The organism is Streptomyces sp. DT224 (genome assembly GCF_049844595.1).
In the GTDB taxonomy this organism is placed as follows: Bacteria; Actinomycetota; Actinomycetes; order Streptomycetales; family Streptomycetaceae; genus Streptomyces.
In genome coordinates this window covers 22,803-48,740 of record NZ_JBNCLI010000014.1, presented here as the reverse complement: position 1 = coordinate 48,740, position 25,938 = coordinate 22,803, and the positions used below count along the sequence as shown (strand labels likewise).

Sequence of the window (25,938 nt, the reverse complement as noted above, 5' to 3'; positions counted from 1 at the left end):
CGGCATGCCCGCATCACCGAGCACCGCCCGGGCCATCAACGACCGGCTCGCCCTGCGGCACCTCCAGCAGGACGGCCCCCTGACGGCCACGCAGTTGAAGACTTTGACCGGGCTCTCCCGGCCCACCGTCGCGGACCTGGTGGAGCGCCTCCAGGGCGCGGGTCTGATCCATGTCGTCGGCGAGACGGGGGCCGACCGCCGGGGTCCCAACGCCCGGCTCTACGGCATCGTCGCGGACCGCGCGCTGCTGGCCGGGCTCGACGTGCGCACCGACAGTGTCGCCGTCGTCGTCGCCGACCTGCTGGGCGCGACGCTCGCCGAGGCGGTCCTGCCCATCGGCAGCGAGACGGCGGCCGACGACGCCGTCGAGCAGGCGGCGGCCCTGCTGGCCTCCACCGCCCGCAGCGCGGGCACGGCGCCCCTGCACAGCGTGGGCATCGGCGCGCCCGGGCTGATCGACCCCGTCACGGGGGAGCTGCGGGACAGCGGCGGGCTGCCGTCCTGGCACCGCAGCCTGGTCCGGGCGCTCCAGGAGCGGCTGCCGGCGACGGTACTCATCGAGAACGAGACGAACCTCGCCGCCGTCGCCGAGCACCGCGTCGGCGCGGCCCGCGACCACGACACGTTCGCCCTGCTCTGGCTGGGCCACGGGGTGGGAGCGGCGGTCGTTCTCGACGGCAAGGTGCGCCGGGGGGCCTCGGGCGGCGCGGGGGAACTCGGCTTCCTGCCGGTCCCGGGCACGGCCGGCACACCCTCGGCCGTCAACTGCGACGGGGGCTTCCACTCACTGGTCGGCTCGGCGCCGCTGTGCGAGCTGGCCGCCCGGTACGGGATCACCGTCACGGAGAAGGGCCAGGAGCCCGGTGCGGCGGCGGCCGTCCGGGCGGCGCTCGCGGGGGAGGGCGACAGCGAGGGCTTCCTCGGTGCCCTGGCCGACCGGGTCGCGCTGGGCGCCGCCGCGGTGGCCTCGGTCCTCGACCCCGGGCTCGTCCTGCTCTCCGGCGAGGTGGGCCACGCGGGGGGCGGCGCGTTGGCCGCCCGGGTCTCGGGGCGGCTGGAGGCGATGTCCCCGCTGCGGACGGAGGTCCGGGCGGGGCTGCTGGGCGGCACGGCGGTCCTCCGGGGTGCGCTGCTCGCGGCGCGGGAGGCGGCGCAGGAGGCGCTTTTCGCGCCGAGCGCCTGATCCCGGTCCCGGCCCGGGGCCCTCGCGAGTCGCCCCGGGCCGGCGAACCGGGTCCGTCCTCAATCGCCGGACGGGCCCGGGTGGTCCGGGGCGGGGCCCAGCGGCCCCGCCCCGGAGTTCAGCAGGCGCCGAGGTCCTGCCAGACGCCCCATTCACCGGTGGAGCCGGGCTTCTCGCCCTTCGTCCACCACTTCGCCTTCCACTGGTGGCCGTCCTGGCTCACCGTCGTACCGGCGCCGTAGGCGGTCTCCGCGCTCCACGCCGCCGCCGCGCACGTGCCGCCCGACGGGTCGGGGCTCGGGCCGGTGGAGCCGGACGGGCCGGGCGTCGGGGTGGTCCCCGTACCCGGCTCGACCACCGTCGTGCCCCGGGCCAGGTCGGCCGCCAGCGCGTAGGACGTGCCGCCGAACGTCACCGTCCAGTTGGACGGCGTGGACGTCGGCAGGTAGTACACGAAGTCGACCTGGACCGACGCGCCGGGCGCCAGGCTCTGCCAGGACGGCAGCTTCAGCGACACGCGGTTGTAATCGCCCTTCAGTCCGCCGACGTTGTTCGCGGCGGTGTGGTCGCTGCGCACGAGCGTCGTGCCGAAGCCCGACTGGTCCTTGGCGTTGGCGGGCGCCGAGGTGGAGTAGTCGAACTGGAACTCCGTACCGCCCGGCAGCGTCGCCTTCGTGTGGTTGGTGATCGTCAGCTTGGGGCTGATCGGGTAGTTGGAGTCGCCCAGCGGGAACTGGCCGAAGGAGACGTCGATGTCGAGCGCCTGCGCCGGCAGGTCGATCGTGGAGCGCTTCGCCCCGTAGGGTGCCGCCTTCTTGAAGGTGTCGTACATGGTCGAGGTGAGCGTGGAGCCGGGCCCGTACTGGCCCTTGGCCGCGTCCCACCCGTAGTCGCCGGCCAGCTCCCAGATCATGGTGCCGCCGATGCCCTTGCCGGCCACGTAGTCCGCCTTGGCCCGCACGGACTGCTCGTCCTCGGTGGAGAGGAAGACCTTCTTCTCGGCGTTCCACAGCCACGGCGCGACCAGCGTCGAGTCGTAGTTGCGGACGTAGGTGCCGGTCAGCTTCGTGTCCGCGGGGAACCCGTAGTCCGTGACGTAGTCGCCGACGATGCCCTTCTCCAGGTTCTTGGCGTGCCACATCGGGTTGGAGCCGGCGGGCGACTCCTTGCCGTTGGTGTCCAGGTCGTGCCAGAGGTTGTCGATGCCGACGGCACCGTCACCGCACTTGGTCAGCCCCGCACCGGCCGGGCAGTCGGTCGAAGCCGCCTTGCCCCACAGGCCGTTGGTGCCGCCCTGCACGTTCTTGAAGCCGCGGGTGTAGTACGGCAGGCCGATGTTGATACGGCCCGACGGCATCGAGCCGCGGAAGTAGTGGTAGGCCCAGTCCGTGTTGAGGTAGCCGGTCCCGCCGTACTGCGAGGTCGAGTAGACGCTCGCCTGGGCAAGCTCCGCGTCCTTGCCGTCGTCGAAGAGCGCGGCGTTGGGTCCGACGTACTCGTTCCAGGCGCCGTGCAGGTCGTAGGACATGATGTTGACGTAGTCCAGGTACTTCTGGACCTGGAACGTCTCCATGCCGCGCAGCAGGTAGCCCGACGAGGGGGCGGCGACGCTGAGCAGGTAGTGGTGGCCGTCGGCGGCGGAGGCCCGGTCCAGCTTCTCGCGCAAGGTCTTCATCAGCGCGGCGTAGCCCTTGACCAGACCGGCGCGGCGGGCGTTGGACAGCGTCCAGTCCAGCGGGTTGCCCGCGTCCTTCATGGTCGTCGGGTACTCGTAGTCGATGTCGACGCCGTTGAAGCCGTACTTCCGGACGAAGTCGACCGCCGAGTCCGCGAAGGTGTCGATCCCGGCCTGGTTGACCGAGCCGTCGGCGTTGGTGGCCATCGAGTAGAAGCCGCCCGAGCCGACCCGCTCGCCGTCGTCGCCGAAGTAGCCGCCGGTCTCGGCCCAGCCGCCGACGGAGACCATCGTCTTCACGTTCGGGTACTGCTTCTTGAACTTGTTCAGCAGGTTGAAATGGCCCTTGTAGGGGAGGCCGGGGTCCATTTCGGCGCCCTTGACGCCCGGCCAGGTCATGCCGGTGGAGGCGTTTTCCGGCCCATCCGCGCCGACCGAGAGCTTGTTGGCTCCGTCGACGTGGGCGAAGGCGTAGTTGAGGTGGGTGACCTTGTCCCAGGGGATGTCGGAGGCCAGGTAGGCGGGCTTGCCGTCCTTGCCGGTGCGCCAGTTGGTGAAGTAGCCGATGACGCGCCGGGGGTGGTCGGCGCCCATCTTCTCGCGGCCCTCGGAGTCGTACACGGAGCAGTAGGGGACGGCGACGCCCGGTGTCTCGTAGAGCCCGTCGGGGCGACAGGACTCCTGGTCGGCGGCTTGCGAGGGGGTCGCGGAGAGCGAGCCGATCAGCAGCGCGGCGATGCCCGCGCCGGCGGCGAGGAGCGAGGCTCTCGCACGGGTGGGGGACAGCACGTTCGGTTCCTCCTGGGGAGGTCGGCAGAACACAACTGAACAAGGGGGTGGGTCGTGCCTGGTCCCGGGCGTGCGCACACCGCGGAACCGCTCCTCGGAGGTGACGCAGAGATTAAGAGGACTAGACCAGTGCGTCAATAGGTCTGGACCAATCGTGGTCTATTCCTGTGCGGATGTCCGAAAGGGGTCTTGTCACATGCTGTCTGTGAGCCACTCCACAGCGTTCACCCGGTCGGCCCCCGCCGGGTCGTGGCACACTGATCGGGTACCAGCAGCAGCGCACTCCGGGGTCGGTGCAATTCCGAACCGGCGGTTACAGTCCGCGACCCGTCCGCATCCAGCGGCCGGTTGACCAGGTGAAATTCCTGGACCGACGGTTAAAGTCCGGATGGGAGGCAGTGCGCGGCGGGCCGTATCGCGGGTACGCCGCCGTCGGCGGAGGTTCCGGGTCACCGGACCCCTCCGTGTTTCCGGCATCAGGCGTCCCTGCCGTGCGTTCCGCTCCTTCTGTCGTCATCGACAGGCCCCGGAGTCCGTGCCCGAAGAGGCAGGAGGACCCGGTGGCCACCGCAGCCGACACCACCGCCATGCGCCGAGCGATCGCCCTCGCCGCCCGCGGCCTCGGCTCCACCAGCCCCAACCCGGTCGTCGGATGCGTCGTCCTCGACGCCGCCGGCGAGAGCGCGGGCGAGGGCTTCCACCAGCGCGCCGGCGGCCCGCACGCCGAGATCCACGCCCTGCGCGCGGCCGGCGACCGGGCCCGGGGCGGGACCGCCTACGTCACCCTCGAACCGTGCAACCACACCGGCCGCACCGGCCCCTGCGCCCAGGCGCTCGTCGAGGCCGGGATCGCCCGTGTCGTGTACGCGGTCGGCGACCCGGACCCGCAGGCCACCGGCGGCGCCGACACGCTCCGCGCCGCCGGGGTCCGGGCCGAGGCGGGCCTCCTCGCCGACGAGGCCGAGGCGGGCAACGCCGCCTGGCTCACCGCCATCCGCCGGGGCCGCCCGCACGTCACCTGGAAGTACGCGGCGAGCCTGGACGGCCGGGTCGCCGCCGCCGACGCCACCAGCCGCTGGATCAGCTCCGCCGAGTCCCGCGCAGACGTGCACCGGCTGCGCGCCGAGGCCGACGCGGTCCTCGTCGGCTCCGGCACCGCCCGCGCCGACGACCCCCAGCTCGGGGTGCGCGGCGTCGACGGCGCCGTCCAGCCCCTGCGCGTCGTCATGGACACCCGCGCCGCCGCCGTACGGCCCGGCGCCCGGGTCCTCGACGGCTCCGCGCCCACCCTGGTCGCGGTCGCCGAGGACGCCGACGCCCGTCACCTGCCCGACGAGGCGGTCCTCCGCCTCCCGCGCGCCCACGGCGGCTCAGGCCTCGACCTGACCGCCCTGCTCGCCGCCCTCCACGAGCGCGGCGTGCGCTCCGTACTCCTCGAAGGCGGCCCCGTCCTGGCCGGCGCCTTCGTCGCCGCGGGACTCGTCGACAAGGTCGTCGGCTATCTCGCCCCCGTCCTCATCGGCGCGGGCCCCGCCGCCCTCGCCGACGCCGGAATCTCCACGATCACCGAGGCGTTGCGCCTCGACGTGACGGAGACCGTCCGCATCGGCCCCGATCTGCGCGTCACCGCCGTCCCCGGCCCCGCCCGGAAGGAGAACTGAATGTTCACCGGAATCGTCGAAGAACTGGGCGAGGTCACCGCCGTCGAGCAACTGGACGACGCCTCCCGCTTCCGCCTGCGCGGACCCGTCGTCACCGAGGGCGCCAAGCACGGGGACTCCATCGCCGTGAACGGCGTCTGCCTGACCGTCGTGGACCTCGGCGAGCACGAGTTCACCGCCGACGTGATGGCGGAGACGCTGAACCGCTCCAGCCTCGGCGCCCTGACGGCCGGCTCCCGCGTCAACCTCGAACGCCCCATGGCGCTCGGCGGACGCCTCGGCGGCCACATCGTCCAGGGCCACGTCGACGGCACCGGCCGCATCCTGGAGCGCCGGCCCTCCGAGAACTGGGAGATCGTCAAGATCTCGCTCCCGGCCGCCTTCACCCGGTACGTGGTGGAGAAGGGCTCGATCACCGTCGACGGCGTCAGCCTGACCGTGGTGGACGCCGGACCCGACTACTTCACCATCAGCCTCGTCCCCACCACCCTCGCGCTGACCACGCTCGGCATCAAGGGACCCGGCGACCCGGTCAACCTCGAAGTGGACGTCATCGCCAAGTACGTCGAGCGGCTGCTCGGCGACTCCGCGCCGCAGACCGGGGAGGACCCGAAGTGAGCGCCCTGCACTGGCTGAACTCCGAGGCATTCACCGTCCTCGACCAGCACATCATCTGGTCCGACATGATCGGCAACACCGTCGGCCTGATCGCCCTCGCGCTCGGCTGGCTGCGCTCGATCTGGACCTGGCCCGCCCAGCTCCTGTCCGGCGTCGTGCTGGTCGCCGCCAACGTCTCCGTCCAGCAGGCGGGCAGCGTCGGCAAGCAGGTCATCGTCATCGCGGTCGCCGTCTGGGGCTGGCAGCAGTGGACCCGGGGCAGGCAGCAGGCGCAGGACGGCTCCATAGCGGTCCGCTTCGCCACCTGGCGCGAACGCGGCTACCTGGTCGGCGGGGCGGCCCTCGGCACCCTCGCGGTCGGCGGCCTGTTCACCGCCTTCCCCTCGCTCTCCTGGAGCCCGTGGGCGGACGCCTACATCTTCGCGGGCACGCTCGTCGCGATGCTCGCCCAGGCGCGCGGCATGGTCGAGTTCTGGTTCGCCTGGCTCCTGGTCGACCTCGTCGGCGTCCCGCTGAACTTCCACAGCGGACTCGCCTTCTCCGGTCTCATCTACGTCGTCTACGGCGCCCTCGTCCTGTGGGGCATGCGCGACTGGTGGCTGCGCACGCGGACACCCGCTCTGGAAGGAGCCACGGCATGACTGCCCAGCCCGCCTGGTTGCACCCGGACCACGACGTGCCCGCCGAGGACCTGGCCCTCGACCCCGTCGAGCAGGCCATCCGCGACATCGCGGCGGGACGGCCCGTCGTGGTCGTGGACGACGAGGACCGCGAGAACGAGGGCGACCTCGTCATCGCCGCCGAGAAGGCCACACCCGAGATCGTCGCGTTCATGATGAGCGAGTGCCGCGGACTGATCTGCGCACCCATGGAGAGCGACGAGCTGGAGCGGCTGGAACTGCCCCAGATGGTGGACCGCAACACCGAGTCGATGAAGACCGCCTTCACCGTCTCCGTCGACGCCACGGCCGCCCACGGCGTCTCCACCGGCATCTCCGCCGCCGACCGCGCCACCACGCTCCGCCTGCTCGCGGGCGGCGCCGCGGGCCCCGGCGACTTCGTGCGCCCCGGTCACGTCTTCCCGCTGCGCGCCCGCTCCGGCGGGGTCCTCGTGCGCAACGGCCACACCGAGGCCGCCGTCGACCTCGCCCGGCTCGCCGGACTCCGGCCCGCCGGGGCGATCGTCGAGATCGCCGGCGAGGACGGCGTCATGCTGCGGCTGCCCCAGCTGGTGCCCTTCGCCCGCAAGCACGGCCTCACGATCATCTCCATCGAGGACCTGGTCGCGTACCGGCGCAGCAGCGAGCCGACCGTCCGCCGCGAGGCCGAGGTCCGGCTCCCGACCCGCTTCGGCGCGTTCACCGCGTACGGCTACCGCTCCACCGTGGACGGCGTCGAGCACGTCGCGCTGGTCCACGGCGACCTCGGGGACGGCGACGACGTGCTGGTGCGCGTCCACTCCGAGTGCCTGACCGGCGACATCTTCGCCTCCGAGCGCTGCGACTGCGGGCCCCAGCTGCACGCCTCCATGGAGCGCATCACGGACGAGGGACGCGGCGTCGTCGTCTATCTCCGCGGCCACGAGGGCCGGGGGATCGGCCTGCTCTCCAAGCTCCGCGCGTACGAGCTCCAGGAGCGCGGTGTCGACACGCTCGACGCCAACCTGGAGCTCGGCCTGCCCGCCGACGCCCGGGACTACGCGGCGGGCGCCCAGATCCTCGCGGACCTCGGCGTGCGCAGCCTGCGCCTGATGACGAACAACCCGGACAAGACCGCCGCGCTCACCCGGCACGGCCTGACCGTCACCGGGCGCGAGCCGATGCCCGTCCAGGCCGGCGAGCACAACCTGCGGTACCTGCGCACCAAGCGGGACCGCATGGGACACGACCTGCCCTGGCTCGACGCGGTCCCCGCGTCCGCCTGCGGCAACCAGTAGGACGACCAGCAGACACCCGTACAGAAAAGCCAGGAGAGACATGAGCGGCAAGGGCGCACCCGAACTGTCCGTACGCAACTGCGGGGACCTCCGTGTGGCGGTCGTCGCCGCACAGTGGCACGAGAAGGTCATGGACGGGCTCGTCGACGGCGCCCTGCGCGCCCTGCACGAGCTGGGCATCGACGAGCCGACCCTGCTGCGGGTCCCGGGCAGCTTCGAGCTCCCCGTCGTCGCGAAGGTGCTGGCCGGGCGCGGGTACGACGCGGTCGTCGCCCTCGGTGTGATCATCCGCGGCGGCACCCCGCACTTCGAATACGTGTCCCACGGCGTCACCAACGGCCTGACCCAGGTCGCCGTCGAGACCGGCGTCCCGGTCGGCTTCGGCGTACTCACGTGCGACAACGAGGAGCAGGCGCTCGACCGCGCCGGTCTCGAAGGGTCCAACGAGGACAAGGGGCACGAAGCGGTCACCGCGGCGGTCGCCACCGCCGCCACGCTGCGCTCGGTCAGCGAACCCTGGCGCTGAGTGCGGCCCGGACACCCCGTATTCTGAGCACATCATGGCGAACAAAACCTTCGAAGAGCTCTTCGCCGAGCTGCAGCTCAAGGCCGCCAACGGCGACCCCTCCACCTCCCGCACCGCCGAGCTGGTGGAGAAGGGGGTCCATGCCATCGGCAAGAAGGTCGTCGAGGAGGCCGCCGAAGTCTGGATGGCCGCCGAGCACGAGAGCAAGGACGCCGCCGCCGAGGAGATCTCGCAGCTGCTGTACCACGTCCAGGTGATGATGGTCGCGCGCGGGATCTCCCTGGACGACGTCTACGCCCACCTCTGAGCCAGGCCCCGCACCCTCCCGTACGTCATCCCGTCTCACCCTTCGCAAAGGAAACCCGACCTCATGCTGCGCATCGCCGTCCCCAACAAGGGTGCTATCTCCGGGCCTGCGATGGCGATGCTCCATGAGGCGGGCTACAAGCAGCGCAAGGAGTCGAAGGAACTCGTCCTCGTCGACCCCGCCAACGAGGTCGAGTTCTTCTACCTGCGCCCCCGCGACATCGCGATCTACGTCAGCTCGGGCCGTCTCGACATCGGCATCACCGGCCGCGACCTGCTGCTGGACTCCGGCGCCGAGGCCGAGGAGATCCTCCAGCTCGGCTTCGCCCGCTCCACCTTCCGCTACGCCACCAAGCCCGGGACCGTCACCGGACCCGAGGACTTCGGCGGCCTGACGATCGCCACCTCCTACGAGGGCATCGTCGCCAAGCACCTCGCCGAGGCCGGCGTCAACGCCTCCGTCGTCCACCTCGACGGCGCCGTCGAGACCGCCATCGAACTCGGCGTCGCCCAGGTCATCGCGGACGTCGTGGAGACCGGCACCAGCCTGCGCAACGCCGGCCTCGACGTCATTGGCGAGCCCATCATGACCTCCGAGGCCGTCGTCATCCGGCGCACCGGCGCCCCGGCCGACGAGCCCAAGGTCCAGCAGTTCCTGCGCCGCCTCCAGGGCGTCCTGGTGGCCCGCAGCTACGTGATGATGGACTACGACTGCCGCGTCGAGCACCTGGAGCGCGCCGTCGCCCTCACCCCGGGCCTGGAGTCGCCGACGATCTCCCCGCTGCACCACGAGGGCTGGGTCGCCGTCCGCTCGATGGTCGCCGCCGCCGAGGCGCAGCGGATCATGGACGACCTGTACGACCTCGGCGCCCGCGCCATCCTCACCACCGCGATCCACGCCTGCCGTCTCTGACGGCGGGAGACGGAAGAAGAGCACGATGTCAGCCCCCGCACCCCGGCCCGGCCCGGCCCTGCCGGTCACCTTCCGGCCGACCCGCACCCGGGTGGTCCTGCTGACCGTCGGCGTGGTGATGTTCGCCGTCATCACCGTCGTCGCCTTCACCCTCGAACAGCTCAGCGGGGGAGAGCGGGCCAGCTTCGTCTTCACCGCGCTGCTCTTCTTCGGCGTCCTGGCGCTGCTCAGCCGCCCCAAGGTCGTCGCGGACGAGGAGGGCGTGACGGTGGTCAACCTCACGCGCAGCCGCCGTCTCTCCTGGGCCCAGATCGTCCGCGTCAACCTGCGGGTGGGCGACCCGTGGGTCTTCCTCGACCTCAGCGACGGCACCAGCATGCCCGCCCTCGGCATCCAGCCCGGGATCGCCAAACAGCGCGCCATCCAGGACGCCCGCGCCCTGCGCGCCCTCGCCGAGAACCATGGCACCGGCACGGACCACAACGGCTGAGCCCCTTGCCCCGTACGGCCTCCCGTTGATTACTCTGGAGGTCGGCGGCGCCCTGTGCGCGCCCCGCCCCGCCCGAAGGCCCACGCGGCCGGCGGGGATTTTCCTGCGACCCGAGGAGTGACTCCCTCCAGCAATGGACGGATCGTCCGGTAGTACCTGCGCCGCCCCTTCCGTGGAGGCGGCGGCATGACAACCCCCCTGTTGCTGCTCTGCGCGGCATTCCTTCTCATCCTCGCCAACGGATTCTTCGTGGCGGCCGAATTCGGTCTCGTCACCGTGGAACGCGCGGACGCCGAGCGCGCCGCCGCCGAAGGCGACCGGCGGGCCCGCTCGGTCACCGAGGCCCTGCGCGAGCTCTCCTTCCAGCTCTCCGGCACCCAGCTCGGCATCACCATCACCTCTCTGGTGGTCGGCATGCTCGCCGAGCCGGCGCTCGCCCAGCTGCTGGACGGACCCCTCGCCCTGACCGGGCTGCCCGGCGGCGCCGTGCCCACCGTCAGCGTGGTGGCCGGCATGCTGCTCGCGGCGGCCGTCCAGATGGTCATCGGCGAACTCGTCCCGAAGAACTGGGCGGTCTCCCGCCCGCTCACGGTCGCCCGGTTCGTCGCCGGACCGCAGGCCCGGTTCACCCGGCTCTTCCGGCCGGTCATCGGCGCCCTGAACACCGCGGCCAACCGGCTCGTACGCCTCCTCGGCGTCGAGCCCACCGAGGAGCTGGCCTCCGCCCGCACCCCCGGTGAGCTGGTCTCCCTCGCCCGGCACTCCGCCGAGGCGGGCACCCTCGAACAGGACACCGCCGACCTCTTCGTACGCACCCTGTCGCTCGCCGGGCTCACCGCCCAGCACGTCATGACCCCGCGCGTGAAGGTCAGCGCCCTCCAGACCTCCGCCACCGCGGAGGACGTCCTCAACCTCACCCGCGCCACCGGCCTGTCCCGCTTCCCCGTCTACCGGGAACGCATCGACGAGGTCGTCGGCATGATCCACCTCAAGGACGCCCTGGCCGTCCCGGCCCCCGAACGGCTGCGGACCACGGCCGGCCGGATCGCCGTGCCGCCGCTCCTGGTGCCCGAGACGCTGCCCGTCGAGCAGCTCCTCCAGCGGCTGCGCAAGGAGCAGCCGATCGCCGTCGTCGTGGACGAGTACGGCGGCACCGCCGGGGTCGTCACCCTGGAGGACATCATCGAGGAGCTGGTCGGCGAGGTCCGCGACGAGCACGACGCCGAGGGGGCCGACCGCCCCGAACTGGCCCCCGCCCCGCCCGAGGACGGCAGCCCCGCCTGGGACGCCGAGGGCAGCTGCCGGGTCCTCACCCTGCGCCGCATAGGACTCGACGTGCCCGACGGCCCGTACGAGACGGTCGCCGGGCTCGTCGCCGATCTGCTGGGCCGCATCCCCGCGCCCGGCGACCGGGCCGAACTCCCCGGATGGCGGATCGCGGTCCGCCAGGTCGGCCACTACCGGGCCGAGAAGGTCCGCTTTGTCCGCACCACCGGGACCCCGGGCGCGGACGCCGCGGAGCCGGCGGTCCTGGAGGCGGCGCGATGAGCCTCGTCCAGTTGGTGTTCGCCGGACTCCTGGTCCTCGCGAACGGCTTCTTCGTCGGCGCCGAGTTCTCGCTCGTCTCCGTACGCCGCAGCCAGATCGAACCCCTCGCCGCGGCCGGTTCCGGCCGCGCCCGCCAGGTGCTGTACGGCCTGGAGAACCTGCCGCAGATGATGGCCGCGGCCCAGTTCGGCATCACCGTCTGCTCCCTGACCCTGGGCGCCGTCGCCGAACCCACCGTCGCCCACCTCCTGGAGCCGGTGTTCGCCGCCGTGCACCTGCCCGAGGGGCTGATCCACCCGCTCGGATACGTGCTCGCGCTCGTCCTGGTCGTCTTCCTCCACCTCGTCATCGGCGAGATGGTCCCGAAGAACCTGGCGATGGCGGCGCCCGAGAAGACGTCGCTCTGGCTGAGCCCCGGCCTCGTCGGCTTCGCCCGGCTCTGCCGCCCGGTCACCGCGGCGCTCGGCGCCTGCGCCCGGCTGGTGCTCCGCCTCTTCGGCGTCGAACCGAAGGACGAGGTGGAGGCCGTCTTCACCAGCGAGCAGCTCAACCGCCTCGTGGAGGACTCCGGGCAGGCCGGTCTCATCGAGCCCGAGGCGCAGGAGCGCCTGGAGGACGCCCTGGAGCTGGGCAGCCGCCCGGTCACCGACGTGCTGCTGCGCCGGGCGTCCCTGGTGACCGTGGACCCCTCGGTCACCCCGCGCCGCATCGAGGAGCTGACGGTCCGCACCGGCTTCTCGCGCTTCCCGGTCTGCGCCGAGGGCGGCGGCCCCTTCATGGGCTACCTGCACGTCAAGGACGTCCTGGACCTGGAGGACGGCGAGCGCGCGGTGCCGCAGCAGCTCTGGCGCCCGATGGCCACCGTACGGGCCGAGCTCCCGCTGGACGACGCCCTCACGGTGATGCGCCGCGCCGCCACGCACCTCGCCCAGGTCGCGGACGCCTCCGGCCGGGTGCTCGGCCTGGTCGCGATGGAGGACGTCCTGGAGACGCTGGTCGGCGAGGTCCGCGACCCGGCGCACCGGGTGGCGGCGCCGCGCCGCACGGAGGAGCGGACGACGGACCCGGACGGGGCGGGGGCCCTGGTGGGCTGAGACCCGTCCCGGCCGCCGGACCCCTCCGGCGGCCGGAACGGGCACCGCTCACGGCCCCGGCGGCTCCTGCTGCCCCCGGCCCACCGGTCCGCGCCCCGAAAGGACCTCGCCGTACGCCTGCATCAGGTCCGCCAGCCGCAGCGTGGCCAGGTCGTCCCTGGTCGGCACCGTCGTGCAGCCGGAGAGCCGGAGATCGCGGTAGGCGCAGCTCTTCTCGTACAGCGTGCGCAGGAAGCGGCCGTTGCCCAGCTCGTCCAGCCAGCCCTGGTCCACCACATGGCCGCTGATCGAGCGCAGCTCCTCCAGCGACTCCTCGTCCCACACGTCGCCGTTCTCGGCGGCCAGCACCTCGCCGATCGCGGTGAGTTCGAGAGGCCGGTAGCTGGGGAAGTCCACCCGGGTGGTGAAGCGGGAGGAGAGCCCGGGGTTGGTGGACAGCAGCCGGTCCATGCCCTCCGGATAGCCGGCCAGGATGACGACGAGGTGGTCCCGGTTGTCCTCCGCCCGCTTGAGCAGCACCTGGAGCGCTTCGTCGCCGTACGCGTCGCCTTTGCTGTACCCGGTGTTGGACAGGCTGTACGCCTCGTCCACGAACAGCACCCCGCCCAGCGCCGAATCGATCAGCTCGTTGGCCTTCACGGCGGTCTGGCCCAGGAACTCGCCCACCAGATCCGCCCGTTGCGCCTCCACGAGGTGGTCGCCGCCGAGCAGGCCCAGTGCGTAGAAGACCCGGCCCAGGATGCGGGCCACGGTCGTCTTGCCGGTGCCGGACGGCCCGGAGAACACGAAGTGCCGCTTCGGCGGCTGTACGGGCAGCCCCTGGCCCGCCCGCAGGCGCGCCATGTTGAGCTGTGCCGAAAGGGCCTTGACCTGGCGCTTCACCGGTTCCAGACCGACCATGCGCTCCAGCTCGGCCAGCGCCTCGGCCAGCAGCGCCGGGTCGCTGGGGCGGGCCGGGAACGGCTGCGGCGCCGGGGCCTTCGCCCGCACCCCGCCGGGCAGCGGGGCGCCCCCGGCCCCGAGTACGTCCTGCGGTTCCCCGCCAAGCGGCAGCTCCCGCCCGTCCGCCGGGTCGGCGCCCGGCGGCGGGGCGCCCTCCGCGTAGAACGCGTCCGCCTCCAGGCCGGTCAGGGACACGGCCGCGAGCCCGGGCACGTCGTCGGAGCCGTCGAGTCCGTCGTAGTCCGCGATGGCCGCGAGGCGGGCGGAGGTGTCCATGAACGAGGGGTCGATGCGGTGCACGGCGCGGTAGAGGGGGAGGGCGGCGGCGCTGCGGCCGGTGCCCTCGTGGGCGCGGGCCAGCCAGTAGCGGAGCTCCTTGCGCTGCGGCTGCTCGCTGCGGCACCGCATCAGGGCCGTCGCGAGCATCGGCTCCGCCTGCCCGTACATCTCCAGACGCACCCGGGCCATCCCGCCGAACAGCCCCGCCTCGATGCCCAGCAGGGGGTCGTCGATCAGCTGCTCGGTGTGGCGCACGAGCTGGTCCCAGTCCTTGACCAGGTAGGAGCGGCAGGCGTGCAGGAAGCGGACCTGGGGGTCGGTCTCCACCGGCGGCAGGGCGGCCAGCGCCCGGTCGAGCTCCGCGACATGGCGGCCGTCGAGCCAGTGCGAGGCGTGCGCAAGGAGCAGGTCGCGCGGGCTTTCGAGGACCGGTTGCACCCACCAGCCCAGCCAGTACCAGGAGTTGAGTGTGCGCCGGTAGCGGGTGCGCTGTTCGCCGAAGCGGTCGCGGTGGCGGTGCATGTGCAGCAGCGCCGACGCGGTGTCGACGCGCAACGCGTGCAGTCCGAGCCAGGCGTCCGCCATGCCGGGGTCCTGTCCCACCGCCGACCGGAACTCCTCCTCGGCCTGCGGATACGCGCCCATCGTGTAGGCGTCCACGCCCCGCAGCCAAGCGAGGTCGGCCGGGGCCTGCGCGCCCTGCGTACCGAAGTCCATCAGGTCCCCCACAAACGTGCCCCCAGGATGTCCCGCCGCCCGAAAGCCCGCCCAGGGCCTGTCGAGGCGCGCCGAATCGCTGTGCCGTGGACGGGAATTGACCGCACCGAGAGGCATCGTACCTGTGCGTTGCGTATCCGACGAAGGGTGCCGCAGGGCGGAGAGGCGCCGTGACCCAGGGTGAGGAGGGGCGCGCCGTGCGGGGCCGGGGAGGCGGGGGCCGCACAGGACGAAGCCCCCGGTCACGGGGGAACAACCGGGGGCTTCGCGTCTGTGGGGGCTCCGAAAAGCCGCACATTGAGAACGTAAGACCTGTACCGCCCCCGGGTCAAGCGGAGTTGAGGCACTTCCGAGCGGTTTTCCGGCGGTGCCCCAGGGCGGCGCGAGCCGGTCACACCGGGTGACGGAACGGTTCAGCGCCGCTCCCGCACGGGTCCCTCCAGCCACTCGTACCCCACAGGCGACTGCCGTACCAGAGCGTCCGCCCAGGGGCGCGACGGATCGGCCGAGAAGTGCGCGGTCTCGGCCGCCGTCCAGCCGTCCCAGAAGGAGCGCAGCGCCGGTCCGTCGCGTCGCCGGCCGCGCGCCCAGGACTCCTCGGCGGGCAGGTCCATCCACAACAGCCGTGCCAGCAGCGGTCGCACGGCGCGCCGCCCGGCGCCGACGCCCTCGATCAGAACAACGGGGACGGGCTCCAGGTGTTTGGCCGGTCCGAAGGTCCGTGCCGTCCAGTCGTACGGCGTGTACCGCGCGGGTTCGCCGCGCGACAGCGGTCCCGTCACCTGCTCGCGGAGCCGGGCCGTCCAGGCGAACAGCTCCTCGTGCGTGGCCAGATCGTCCAGGTGCAGCACGGGCGCCCCGCCGAGCGCCGCCGCGAGCCGGCCGGCGAACGTGCTCTTGCCCGATCCCGCGTGGCCGTCGACGGCGACCAGCCGCACAGGGCCGCAGGACGGCGGGAGGGCGGAGAGCCGCGCGGCGTGGAGCGCGAGATCGTTCATGCGTCCAGCCTAGGGCCGGTAGGCCGTTCGGCCCAGCCGCAGGTCACGCCAGTGGTAGAGACCAATATTGATCGACCGGCGCGGGTCGAATCGCTGGCCGAACCGGCACGCGAGCCGCGATAGTTGGCGCACTGTCGTGCACCGCAGCCCCATTCCGCAGACGACGACCGGGGGTCTCGCCCATGCCCAGTCCCACCTCACGCCGCACCGTGCTCGCCGCCGCCGTCGTGGCGGCCGCCGGTGCCGGAACGCTGTCGTCCGCCGCCACCGCGGCGGCCGCCCCGCGCCGCGCCCGGCCCGCGCCGCCCTCGGTGGACAACCACGCCTGGACCACGTACACCGACTGGCGCTGCGGCGACCGCGCCGGGACCCGTGCGGTCGCCGGCCGCCGTGCCGGTCTCGTCATCGCCCACCCGCTGGGCCGTACGGACTACACCGACCCGCACACCGGCACCACCGGCGCCTGGGAGTACGCGACCTGGACCTCGCCCGTGCACCGCTCCTCCGTCCCCGCGACCGAGGTGATCGCCTCCTGGAACGCGGACACCCCGGCCGGCACCTGGATCCAGATCGAGCTGAGCGGCGGCTACTCGGACGGCACCGAGACCCCGTGGTACGTGATGGGCCGCTGGGCAGCCGGGGACGCGGACATCCGCCGCACCTCGGTGGACGACCAGAGCGACGGCAAGAGCTCCATCTGGACGGACACCTTCTCGGTGGACGACGCGGCGAGCGGCCTGCGCCTGCTCTCGTACCGCCTCCGGCTGACCCTGTACCGCGCCCCGGGCAGCCGCCTCACCCCGACGGTGTGGCGGGTGGGCGCGATGGCCTCGGACATCCCGGACCGCTTCACGGTGCCCGCGAGCACCCCGGGCCTGGTCCGGGAGCTGCCGGTGCCGCGCTACTCGCAGAACGTCCACGTGGGCCAGTACCCGGAGTACGACAACGGCGGCGAGGCGTGGTGCAGCCCGACCTCCTCGCAGATGATCATCGAGTACTGGGGCCGCGAGCCGTCCGCCGACGACCTGGCCTGGGTGGAGCCCGGCATCCCGGACCCCTCGGTCTGCCACGCCGCCCGCTTCACGTACGACAACCAGTACGAGGGCTGCGGCAACTGGCCGTTCAACGCCGCCTACGCGGCCACGTACGACGACATGAGCGCCGCCGTGACGCGCCTCGGCTCCCTGAACGACGTGGAGACGCTGGTCCGCGCGGGCATCCCCGTCATCACCTCGCAGTCCTTCCTCAAGGAGGAGCTGACCGGCGCGGGCTACGGCACGTCCGGCCACCTGATGACGGTCATCGGCTTCACCGCCGACGGCGACGTCATCGCCAACGACCCCGCGTCCCCGGACGACGACGCGGTCCGCCACGTCTACCGGCGCCACGAGTGGGAGACGATCTGGCTGCGCACGAAGCGGTACGACGCGAACGGCAAGGTCAGGAGCGGGACCGGCGGGGTCTGCTACGTGTACTGGCCGGCCCGCCCGACCCCGGCGCAGCGGCGGGCGCTGAGGACCTTCGGGCTGGTGTGAGCCGCCGGGTCCGCCGGTCGGCGCAATCCGGGGGCGTACCGGCCGCCGGGGCGCAAGATCGGCGGGCGACCGGGCGACCGGGCGACCGGGTGACCGGGCAGCGGGTGAGCGGCCGGGAGCGGCCGGCGCCGCTGCCCGCGTGCTCGAAAGGGCTACCGACGCGTGCCGTTACCGTACGGCCTTCGGCCGGCAGGAGCCTTGAGGCGTGCGAGGTGCCCGACCCGGTGCCGGGCCCCGGCGAACTCCTGGTGGAGGGGCTCCGGGCGGGGGGCTGCGGCACGGACAAGGAGATCGCGGCCGGCGATCACGGCTGGGCGCCGAGCGGCGAGGACCGGCTGATCACCGGTCATGAGCCGCTCCCCGGGTGCGCCAGGCGCACCCGGGGAGCGGCTTGGACCGCGAGCTACGGGATCGTCTGCCTGACCGGCGTGTCGCCCAAGGGGTGCCGGCGGTCGGTGGACGCCGGCACGCTCAACCGCGCACTCGTGCTGGAGAACGACGCCGTGGTGGGGTCGGTCAACGCCGATCCGCGCCACTACCGGGCGGGCGCGGAAGCCCTCCGCCGCACCGACCCGGACTGGCTGGAGCGGATGATCACCCGGCGGGTGCCACTGCGGGACGCCGACGCGTTCACCGCCCAGGACGGCGACATCAAGGTCGTCATCGGTCTCGGCTGACGCCCCCGGCGCCCCGCGCGCCCTCAGTCGATGCCGTAGGCCGCCGCGATGCCCGCGATCACCAGGTCGAGCGCTTCCGCGTAATGCCGCTCGTAGTCCGCGAAGATCTCCGCGCCCGCCGCGGCCGCCAGTGGGTAGGCGGCCAGCAGCCGCGCGCGCTCGGCCACGTCGAAGCCCTCCCGGCGTAGGCCCGGCAGCGGCTCGGCGCCCTGCTGCTCCATGACGGAGCCCAGGGTGAACATCTGCGTCGTCGTGGCGGCCCGCACCGCCTGGGCCAGGGTGAAGCCGACGGCGGTGAGCAGCCGCAGGCTCTCCTCCATCTGCTCGGCGTGCACCGCGCCCGTGAAGCGCGAACCGCTGAACACCTTGGCGCCGTCGCGGTAGCCGAGCAGTGAGGTCCGCAGGGCGTGGTTGGTCGTCCGCAGCCGCTCCCGCCAGGTGTCGGCCGGGTCGAGGGGCGTCCCGGCGACCATGCGCCGGTACATCTCGGTCGCCATCTCGTCCAGCAGGGCCTGCTTGTCCTTGAAGTGCCAGTAGAGGGCGGGCGCCTTGACGTCCAGCTCCCGCGCGATGGCGCGCAGGGTCAGACCGTCCAGGCCCACCTCGTTCAGCAGCCTCAACGCCGTGTCCGCGACCCGTCGGCGGTCGAGGGGGGCGCGTCGTCCGGTACTCACGCTTGACAGCTTAACGCCGTTAAGGCCATGCTCGGGACCGTCGAGCGCTTAACAACGTTAAGGAGAATCGTCATGGACACGGATGTCCTGATCGTCGGCGCGGGCCCCACCGGTCTCGCCCTCGGAGTGGACCTGGCCCGGCGCGGCGTGGACGCGCTCGTCCTGGAGCGCGCGGAGGCGCTGTTCCCCGGCTCCCGGGGCAAGGGGCTCCAGCCCCGCACCATGGAGGTCTTCGACGACCTCGGCGTCATCGACGCGATCCACGCGGCGGGCGGCACCTACCCGGTCGGCATGGTCTGGCGAAACGGCGAGCGGGCCGGCGAGCACCACATGTTCGACCCGGTCGAGCCGAGCGAGGACTCGCCCTACGACAAGCCGTGGATGGTGCCGCAGTGGCGCACCCAGGAGATCCTGGCGGAGCGGCTGGCGGAGCTGGGCGGCCGGATCGCCTTCGGCCGGGAGGCCGCCGGTCTCACGCAGGACGAGGAGGGCGTCACCGCCCACCTCTCCGGCGGCGGCACGGTGCGCGGCCGCTACCTCGTCGCCGCCGACGGCGGCCGGTCGGCGGTGCGCCGCACGCTGGGCGTCGGGATGACCGGCGAGACCGTCGACCCGGGTCCGACCCTGGTCGCGGACGTCCGGATCGCCGGGCTGGACCGCGACAACTGGCACATCTTCCCGCCCCACGACGGAGCCGGCCTCCTCGCCGTCTGCCCGCTGGCCGGCACGGACGACTTCCAGGTCACCGCCCGCTTCCCGGAGGGGACCGACGTCGACCCCACCCCGGACGGCGTCCGCAAGGTCATCGCCGAGCGCTCGCACCTCCCCGCGGAGGCCGTGACCGAGGTGCGCTGGGCCTCCGACTTCCGCCCTCGCGCCGCCCTGGCCGACCGCTTCCGCGCGGGCCGGGTCTTCCTCGCCGGGGACGCCGCGCACGTGCACTCCCCGGCGGGCGGACAGGGCCTGAACACCAGCGTCCAGGACGCCTACAACCTGGGCTGGAAACTGGGCGCGGTCCTGGCGGGCGGCGCCCCGGCCGCTCTCCTGGACAGCTACGAGGAGGAGCGGCGCCCGGTCGCCGCCCAGATGCTCGACCTGTCCACCGGCGTCCACCGGGGCGAGGTCCGCCGAGGCGGTGCCACCCGCCAACTGGGCCTGGGGTACCGGGAGTCGTCGCTCACCGAGGAGACGCGGGAATCGGTACCGGAGGGCGCGCTCCGCGCCGGCGACCGCGCACCCGACGCGACCGTGGACGGTGTACGGCTCTTCGACGCCTTCCGGGGACCGCACTGGACGCTGCTCGCGCTGGGGACCGGCGCACCCGGCGGCGCGGGCGGAGCCGTGGCACGGGTGGTGAGCGGGAGTGCCCCCGGCGCGTACGGCGCCGGGCTCTTCCTCGTAAGGCCGGACGGGTACATCGGGTGGGCCGGGACCACGCCGGACGGGCTCGACGCCTACCTGCGCCGCTTCGGCCCGACCGGCTGAGGGCGCTGAGGTCCTAGGAACGGTCCGACGCCGGCCACACGTACGGCAGGTCGTCCGGCACGCCGGGGAAGCGGCCCCGGTAGTGCTCCGGGTCCTTGCGGAGCAGTGCCGACTGGTGGCTCCGGTGGAAGTCCGGGTTGCCCAGCCACGGGGGCAGTTCCCCCTCCGCCGCCAGCTCGGGCTGCGGGCGGACCGGCGCGTCGCCCGTGTGGGCCCGGAAGTCGCGCACAAGGGTGCCGGCGCAGGTGTCGGCGCGCCCCTCGGCCGTCCAGAGCGCGCAGACGTCGAGACCGTACCGGACGAGCGCTTCCTCGTACCCCGTCCACATGCGGACCGCCGGATGCCTGCGCCACCCGTAACCCGGCACGGTCAGGCCGCGGAACACCTGGAGAGCCTCCACCCGCTGCTTGCCGAGCCGTCTGGCGTCCAGGACGGCGGCCGACTCCGTGAAGCCGGGAAAGGGGAGAAAGGTCTGCATGCGACCTGTCTACCCGGGCGGCCGCCGGTCCGCCCTCCGCGCACCGGCGCACCCCTTCTCGGTTGGCTATCGAGAAACGATAGATTAGGATCGCCTTTCGATAGGTTGGAGGAGGGGTCATGGGAAAACTGACCGACATCACGCTGCGGTGCGTGATCGCGGCACTGCTCGCCGGTGCCTTGTTCCTGCAGGTGCTGATGCTGGTCCTGCTCTTCCGCGGCTCGGGGGATGCCGGCGACGCCGGGGAGCTGCCCCGTGTTCCGGTCGCGCTGCTCATCGTCCTGGGGATCGGCTGCGCCGAGACCGTTCTGGTGTGCGTCTGGCGACTGGCCGCGATGGCCCGCCGGGGGACGGTGTTCTCCAGCTCCGTCTTCCGGTACGTGGACCTCGTGACCGGTGCCTTCGCCGGCGCCGCGCTCCTGCTCTGGACGCTCGGGACCGTTCTGGCGCCCGGTGAGGCCGTCGCGCCCGGTGTCGTCCTCCTGATCGGCGTGGTCGGCCTGGCGGTGTTCGGAGTCGCGCTCGTCGTGCTCGTGCTGCGCACCCTGCTCGCCCAGGCGGTCGCCCGCGACGTTCAGGCGACGCGGATGCAGGCCGAGCTGGACGAGGTGATCTGATGCCGATCGTCGTCGACATCGACGTGATGCTGGCCCGGCGGAAGATGTCCGTGGGTGAGCTCGCCGACCGGGTCGGTATCACCCCTGCCAACCTGGCGGTCCTCAAGAACGGCCGGGCCAAGGCCGTGCGCTTCGCGACGCTCGCCGCACTCTGCGAAGTGCTCGACTGCCAGCCGGGGGACCTGCTGCGCTGGGAGGCGGCGGGCGAGCCGGACGGCGTCCCCGGTCAGGACGCACCGCTCTCCCGCTGACCCGCCGGCGGAGCATGCGCGCCGCCCTCCCCGCCACCGGGCGACCGGCGGCGGGGAGGGCGGGTGAGGGAGCCTCAGGAGGGCAGCTCGGCCAGGACGACCTTGGTGGAGCCCTCGTCCTCCACGTCCATGGCGTAGTAGGCCACCTGGCCCCGGTTGTTGATGCTGATCCCTTCCAGCGGAACGAAGCGCGAGGAGCCGGTCATGGCCGACAGCTCGTACATGCGGCCCTGGGGGTCCCAGACGACCGCGGTGTCCACATCGGGCGCCGTCTGCGCGGTGCCCATGATCCAGCCCGCGTCGTTCACCTGCAGCGCCTGGGCGTCGAAGCCGAAGTCGGGCAGCCGGGTCATGGTGCCGCCGGGCTTGAGCACGAACGCGTCGTCGCCGCTGGTTCCGACGATCGTGCCCGAGGCGTTGACCGACTCGGCGTAGCTGTCGGCCATGCCCGGGAGCGTGCCCAGGTCGCTGATCCTGCCGTCCGCATCCCACTTCACGGCGCGGCGCCTGCCGTCCTTCGAGGAGTGGCCGACCACCACCCCGGCGTCGTTGATGGCGAGCGGCTCGGTCAGGTGGCGGCTCTCGGTGAGGTGCGGCAGCTTCCGGAAGCCGTCCGCCGCGCTCCAGACGAAGCCCTCGTTCACTTCGAGGCTGCGACCGGTCGCCGGGTCGGGGACGTTGCCCGTGGCGTTGCCGACGACCGTACCGGAGTCGTTGACGGCGAAGCCGCGCGCGAAGCGGTAGTTCTCCCAGCCGGGCAACGGCAGCGTGGTCAGCTTGCCGTCCGCGTCCCAGACACCCGCCCGGGTGCCCTCGGCGAGCGTCAGCTGACCGGTGGCGTACCCCTTGGTCCGGCTCTGGCCCAGGACGTGGCCCTCGCGGGCGCCGCTGTTGTCGAGCAGCGCGACGCCGTTGTCGGCGTCCCAGCGGATCGGCTGACTCCGGCCGCTGACCTGCTTCGACCCGCCCATGCGGCCGTTGTCGTCCAGGCTGAAGGCGATCGCCGGGCCGAACGAGGCGGTGATCTCCGCGTGCGGGGTGACCACCTTGCCGAGCAGCACGTCGGCGCTGCCCAGCGTGGCGCCGGTGTCGCTCGCCAGCGAGAACCGCCCCACCAGGCGGCGGCCCGCCGGAGGCACGGTGTCCGCCACCAGACGCCCGCCGACCTTCATCGACTCGCCCGACGCCAGACGCACCGGCTTGTCCTGGTCCACGGTGACCGCGCCGAGCGACGAGGAGAACATCGTGTCCTGGATGTCGAACGAGGTGCTGCCCGACGGCACGTCCGTACCCGCGATGTAGAGCAGGTAGAAGCCGGGCGTCGGCTTGTCCACCACGATCGACTCGCGGGAGCCGCCGTTGGTGGAGGACGCGACGAGCTGCCCCGACTGGGTCAGCAGGTACAGGTCCAGGTCGGCGTCCGGATCGGAGGCGTTGCCCATCGACACCTCGAAGCGCGTCGCGTCCCGGGGGACCGTGACCTGCTTACCGGTCATGTCCTGGTCGGAGACGGTCGGGTGGGCCTCGGACAGCGCGCCCAGCGAGCCGCCCACCGCGTGCGCGGTCACCGGTGCGAACCGGTTGACGGCCGTGAAGCTCTTCTCGGCCGCCGCGTGCAGCGCCGCCTCGTCGATCACCGAGGACGCCGGGTCGAGCGTGGCGCCCTGCACGGTGGCGGTCAGCCGGTACGGGTTGCTGAGCGCGGGCGAGGTACGCCGGGCCTCGACCTCGAACTCCCAGACGCCGGGCATCGGCTGCTCGTACGCGCGCGAGCCGGAGGCGCAGTCCGCCTCGTCCGAGAAGTGGGTGTAGCAGCGGCTCACGGCGGTGTCCTCGACCGGCATGCCCTGCGGGTCGATCGCCAGGAACCGGGTCTGGCTGTCGCCGGCGACGCCGGACAGGTCCACCTTCAGCGCCGCCGCGCCCTTGGGGACGGAGACGAAGAAGGAGCGGGTGGCGTTGCGGTCGACCGAGCCCGCGGTGGACACCGCGTACGACGGCTCCGCCGGGTCGGCGGCGGCCACGACGGTGACCGGGACCAGCCGGTCGACGCCGGGCGTGACCGGGTCGTCCACGCGCAGCAGCGCCGAGTGCGCGCCGGCGGACTTGGCCTGGGCGCGGACGGTGATGCCGGTGGCCCTGCCCTCGGTGAGCTCCACCGTGCGCGGGGCGCTGAACGTACCGTCGTTGCCGACCCAGGACAGGCGGGCCTCACGGCTGCCGGTGCCGGTCCGGGTGAGCTTCACCGTGTAGTTCTTCGGGCGGTGGAGCGGCTGCCCGCCGTCGTCGGGGGAGCAGCGGTTGTACACGCCGGTGCCGGACTCGGGGGTGGCCAGCATGCCCGCGAGGACACCGCAGACCGGCGCCTCGACGGAGTACGCCGTCGGCTGCACGCCCTTCGCCAGCAGCTTCCACGCCGCCGGTACGGAGACGAGGCCGGCGCCCTGCGCGTAGGCCGGCTGCTCCGGCAGATACGTCGCCGAGCTGGTCAGCGCGGACCGCATCCCGGCGGGCGACACCTTCACGTGCGAGGCGGACGCGGCGGAGAGCAGGACGGCGACGGCACCCGCGGCCTGCGGCGACGCCATCGACGTACCGTTGAACATGCCGTAGCCCGGGGGCAGTTCGTAACCGGCCTGGGGCACGCCCTCGCCGGGCAGCCAGGTCGGGATGGAGGAGACGGCGGCGCCCGGGGCGACGATCTCCGGCTTCATCCCGCCGTCCTCACGCGGACCGCGCGCCGAGAACGGGAACAGCGACTGCCGGTCCTTCACCTCGGAGCCGTAATCCGCCCACCAGGTGTCCTTGCTGACCGAGGCGCCGACCGCGATGACCTTCTCCGTCACCGCCGGGTCGGACACCGTGTTCATGCCGGGACCGTCGTTTCCGGCCGACGAGACGATGTGCACGCCGTACTCGTCGATCAGCCGGTTGTAGAGGACCGAGCGGACGTCGGTGCCGTCGTTGAGCGCGGGCAGCCCGCCGATCGACAGGTTGACGACGTCGGCGCCCTTGTCCACGACGACATCGATCATGCCCTCGGTGAGGGCGTACGAGGTGCAGCCGGCGGCGAAGAGACAGACGCGCTCGGAGACGATGCGGGCGCCGGGGGCGGCGCCGTCCATCTTCCCGCCGAACAGCCCGTGGCCCGCGGTGATGCCGGCGACATGGGTGGCGTGGGCGCCGGAGACGATGCCGATGCTGACGAAGTCGGCCTTCTTGCCGGTGCTCGTGCCGCCCCGGGCCGACAGGTCCACGTCGTCGCGGTACTCGACGGTGAACGGCATCGACTCGGCCACGGCCGTCTTCGGGTCGTCCTTGCCGAAGGCGGACCAGGTGCCGGACTTCGCGTACGGCTCGACCACATCGGCGTCGCCGAAGGTCTGGTCGAGATCCGCGTCGACCCACACCCGGTGGTCCGCCTCGCGGTACAGGACGCCGAACACGTCCTTCGTGTCGCCGTCCCGGTTGACGTCCCCGCCCAGCTCGCCGCCCCAGGTGTCGGCCTCGTCGAAGAGCTGGAACTCGTAGTCGCCGTCGGCGGCCTTGTAGTCGACCCCGCCGTACCGGAAAGTACCGTTCTTCGCGGTGACCTTGAGCCGCATCTCCAGCCACGTCGGGTCGCCGTCGGTCACCGGGTCGGTCGCGGTGACCCAGTCCTTGATCTTCGGCTGCCCGGTCGTGGTGGTGCGCAGGGCCGGGTGGGCGATGTCGACCCCGGTGTCCAGGATGCCGACGGTGACGCCCCGGCCGTCCCAGGTGCGGTGGTCCGCGGTGAAGCCGGTCGCCCCCGTCTCGGCCACGGGCAGGTACGGGTTGTCGGCCGGGGTGGTGCGGCCGGGGGCCTTCGGGGTGCTGGACCCCTGGTCGTCGTGGTTCTTGTCCCTCTTCTCGTCCTCGGTGGTGACCGGTGACGGGTCGGGGATCTTGTACGTCTCGTTGAGGTCGACGGCCCGGACCGAGGAGAGCGCGGCGAGCGCCGTGACCTTGCCGGTCGGGACGGTGGCGCGGACGTAGCCCAGCTTGTCGTCGGCCCTGGCGACCCGGCCGCCGAGGGCCGCGACCTTCTCGCGCAGCGCCTCGGTGTCGCCCTCGCCGGTGGCCAGCAGGACGGTGACCGTCTTCGCCTTCTTGCTCTCGGCCTTCTGGAGCAGCGTGCGGTCGTGGGCGCCCAGCTTGTCGCGCTGGGAGGTCAGGGCCTTCTTGGGTGCGTCCGGGACGGCCGCGCCCAACGGGTGCGGCACGTCGGCGGCTTGCGCGGGCAGTGCCGACAGGCTCATCAGTGAGCCGGTCAGGCCGGCCGCGAGGACGACGGCGGTGAACCGGCGTCTGCGGCGCGTGGTGGTGGGGCGGGACATGGGTGCCCTTTCGCATGGCGGGGGCCTCGGCAGGGCCGGGACCACGTCGGGGACCTTCGGCCGGGGCGACGGGCCCGGGCGGGAGGTCGTGAGCACGGGTCTACCGAGCCCCGCCGGGGTGGCGCAGCACACACGGGTGGCGGATGTATGACACGGCGTGTTGTCGCCAGAACCCGGACTCGCCGGAT

22 protein-coding genes and 1 riboswitch are annotated in these 25,938 nt (G+C 72.7%); of the genes, 16 read left to right on the top strand and 6 right to left on the bottom strand.

Annotation, left to right across the window (positions count from 1 at the left end; all coding sequences use genetic code 11):
- The first annotated feature begins 4 nt into the window (after positions 1-4).
- Entirely contained in the window at positions 5-1,183 is a 1,179-nt protein-coding gene (locus tag ACLQ2N_RS31045; RefSeq protein WP_425818260.1) for an ROK family transcriptional regulator, read from the top strand.
- 118 nt (positions 1,184-1,301) lie between these two features.
- Here the strand turns inward: ACLQ2N_RS31045 and ACLQ2N_RS31040 are convergent, their stop codons facing one another.
- Positions 1,302-3,647, bottom strand: coding sequence for a chitinase C-terminal domain-containing protein (locus ACLQ2N_RS31040; RefSeq protein ID WP_425818258.1), 2,346 nt, complete (start codon positions 3,645-3,647; stop codon positions 1,302-1,304).
- A gap of 275 nt (positions 3,648-3,922) precedes the next feature.
- Positions 3,923-4,053, top strand: a riboswitch (FMN riboswitch).
- Positions 4,054-4,207: 154 nt separating this feature from the next.
- On the opposite strand from ACLQ2N_RS31040, the gene ribD reads away from it, so the two are divergent.
- From ribD to ACLQ2N_RS30990, 10 genes are all read left to right on the top strand, one after another.
- Positions 4,208-5,308 carry a bifunctional diaminohydroxyphosphoribosylaminopyrimidine deaminase/5-amino-6-(5-phosphoribosylamino)uracil reductase RibD gene (ribD, locus tag ACLQ2N_RS31035; RefSeq protein ID WP_425818256.1) on the top strand — a complete coding sequence of 367 codons (1,101 nt, stop codon included), beginning with the start codon at positions 4,208-4,210 and terminating at the stop codon, positions 5,306-5,308.
- A complete protein-coding gene (locus tag ACLQ2N_RS31030) occupies positions 5,309-5,926 on the top strand; it encodes a riboflavin synthase (protein ID WP_425818254.1) in 618 nt (205 codons plus the stop codon).
- Positions 5,923-6,567, top strand: a complete 645-nt coding sequence (locus ACLQ2N_RS31025) for a nicotinamide mononucleotide transporter family protein (RefSeq protein WP_018103934.1) — start codon at positions 5,923-5,925, stop codon at positions 6,565-6,567. The genes ACLQ2N_RS31030 and ACLQ2N_RS31025 overlap by 4 nt, the downstream gene beginning before the upstream one ends.
- Positions 6,564-7,862, top strand: a complete 1,299-nt coding sequence (locus ACLQ2N_RS31020; protein WP_425818252.1) for a bifunctional 3,4-dihydroxy-2-butanone-4-phosphate synthase/GTP cyclohydrolase II — start codon at positions 6,564-6,566, stop codon at positions 7,860-7,862. Before ACLQ2N_RS31025 ends, ACLQ2N_RS31020 begins: the two co-directional genes overlap by 4 nt.
- Positions 7,863-7,902: 40 nt before the next feature.
- Complete coding sequence (gene ribH, locus ACLQ2N_RS31015; protein ID WP_425818250.1) at positions 7,903-8,388, top strand: 6,7-dimethyl-8-ribityllumazine synthase; 486 nt, start codon at positions 7,903-7,905, stop codon at positions 8,386-8,388.
- A gap of 34 nt (positions 8,389-8,422) precedes the next feature.
- Entirely contained in the window at positions 8,423-8,695 is a 273-nt protein-coding gene (locus ACLQ2N_RS31010) for a phosphoribosyl-ATP diphosphatase (RefSeq protein ID WP_018103937.1), read from the top strand.
- 63 nt (positions 8,696-8,758) lie between these two features.
- Positions 8,759-9,607 carry an ATP phosphoribosyltransferase gene (gene hisG, locus ACLQ2N_RS31005; RefSeq protein WP_425818248.1) on the top strand — a complete coding sequence of 283 codons (849 nt, stop codon included), beginning with the start codon at positions 8,759-8,761 and terminating at the stop codon, positions 9,605-9,607.
- 25 nt (positions 9,608-9,632) lie between these two features.
- Positions 9,633-10,097 carry a PH domain-containing protein gene (locus ACLQ2N_RS31000; protein ID WP_425818246.1) on the top strand — a complete coding sequence of 155 codons (465 nt, stop codon included), beginning with the start codon at positions 9,633-9,635 and terminating at the stop codon, positions 10,095-10,097.
- Between the two features lie 186 nt (positions 10,098-10,283).
- Positions 10,284-11,645 carry a hemolysin family protein gene (locus tag ACLQ2N_RS30995; RefSeq protein ID WP_425818244.1) on the top strand — a complete coding sequence of 454 codons (1,362 nt, stop codon included), beginning with the start codon at positions 10,284-10,286 and terminating at the stop codon, positions 11,643-11,645.
- A complete protein-coding gene (locus ACLQ2N_RS30990) occupies positions 11,642-12,739 on the top strand; it encodes a hemolysin family protein (RefSeq protein WP_425818242.1) in 1,098 nt (365 codons plus the stop codon). The genes ACLQ2N_RS30995 and ACLQ2N_RS30990 overlap by 4 nt, the downstream gene beginning before the upstream one ends.
- Before the next feature lie 48 nt (positions 12,740-12,787).
- Here ACLQ2N_RS30990 and ACLQ2N_RS30985 read toward each other — a convergent pair whose 3' ends face one another.
- Both ACLQ2N_RS30985 and ACLQ2N_RS30980 read right to left on the bottom strand, forming a co-directional pair.
- Positions 12,788-14,677, bottom strand: a complete 1,890-nt coding sequence (locus ACLQ2N_RS30985) for an AAA family ATPase (protein WP_425818240.1) — start codon at positions 14,675-14,677, stop codon at positions 12,788-12,790.
- Between the two features lie 413 nt (positions 14,678-15,090).
- Complete coding sequence (locus ACLQ2N_RS30980; protein ID WP_425818238.1) at positions 15,091-15,675, bottom strand: uridine kinase family protein; 585 nt, start codon at positions 15,673-15,675, stop codon at positions 15,091-15,093.
- A gap of 182 nt (positions 15,676-15,857) precedes the next feature.
- On the opposite strand from ACLQ2N_RS30980, the gene ACLQ2N_RS30975 reads away from it, so the two are divergent.
- Both ACLQ2N_RS30975 and ACLQ2N_RS30970 read left to right on the top strand, forming a co-directional pair.
- Complete coding sequence (locus tag ACLQ2N_RS30975; protein WP_425818236.1) at positions 15,858-17,210, top strand: peptidase C39 family protein; 1,353 nt, start codon at positions 15,858-15,860, stop codon at positions 17,208-17,210.
- Positions 17,211-17,422: 212 nt separating this feature from the next.
- Positions 17,423-17,887 (top strand): hypothetical protein, encoded by a 465-nt coding sequence (locus ACLQ2N_RS30970; RefSeq protein ID WP_425818234.1) that lies wholly within the window; start codon positions 17,423-17,425, stop codon positions 17,885-17,887.
- A 23-nt stretch (positions 17,888-17,910) separates the two neighbouring features.
- On the opposite strand, the gene ACLQ2N_RS30965 is transcribed toward ACLQ2N_RS30970, so the two are convergent.
- A complete protein-coding gene (locus ACLQ2N_RS30965; RefSeq protein WP_425818232.1) occupies positions 17,911-18,561 on the bottom strand; it encodes a TetR/AcrR family transcriptional regulator C-terminal domain-containing protein in 651 nt (216 codons plus the stop codon).
- Positions 18,562-18,633: 72 nt separating this feature from the next.
- On the opposite strand from ACLQ2N_RS30965, the gene ACLQ2N_RS30960 reads away from it, so the two are divergent.
- Positions 18,634-20,046 (top strand): FAD-dependent oxidoreductase, encoded by a 1,413-nt coding sequence (locus ACLQ2N_RS30960; protein ID WP_425818230.1) that lies wholly within the window; start codon positions 18,634-18,636, stop codon positions 20,044-20,046.
- A gap of 13 nt (positions 20,047-20,059) precedes the next feature.
- Here the strand turns inward: ACLQ2N_RS30960 and ACLQ2N_RS30955 are convergent, their stop codons facing one another.
- Positions 20,060-20,524: an MSMEG_6728 family protein gene (locus ACLQ2N_RS30955; protein WP_425818228.1), complete on the bottom strand. Its 465-nt coding sequence runs from the start codon at positions 20,522-20,524 to the stop codon at positions 20,060-20,062.
- 119 nt (positions 20,525-20,643) lie between these two features.
- Between ACLQ2N_RS30955 and ACLQ2N_RS30950 the strand changes: the two genes are divergently transcribed.
- Positions 20,644-21,141 carry a DUF2975 domain-containing protein gene (locus ACLQ2N_RS30950; RefSeq protein WP_425818226.1) on the top strand — a complete coding sequence of 166 codons (498 nt, stop codon included), beginning with the start codon at positions 20,644-20,646 and terminating at the stop codon, positions 21,139-21,141.
- Positions 21,141-21,392 (top strand): helix-turn-helix domain-containing protein, encoded by a 252-nt coding sequence (locus tag ACLQ2N_RS30945; protein ID WP_425818224.1) that lies wholly within the window; start codon positions 21,141-21,143, stop codon positions 21,390-21,392. Before ACLQ2N_RS30950 ends, ACLQ2N_RS30945 begins: the two co-directional genes overlap by 1 nt.
- Before the next feature lie 74 nt (positions 21,393-21,466).
- On the opposite strand, the gene ACLQ2N_RS30940 is transcribed toward ACLQ2N_RS30945, so the two are convergent.
- Complete coding sequence (locus tag ACLQ2N_RS30940) at positions 21,467-25,750, bottom strand: S8 family serine peptidase (protein ID WP_425818222.1); 4,284 nt, start codon at positions 25,748-25,750, stop codon at positions 21,467-21,469.
- Between the last annotated feature and the right edge of the window lie 188 nt (positions 25,751-25,938).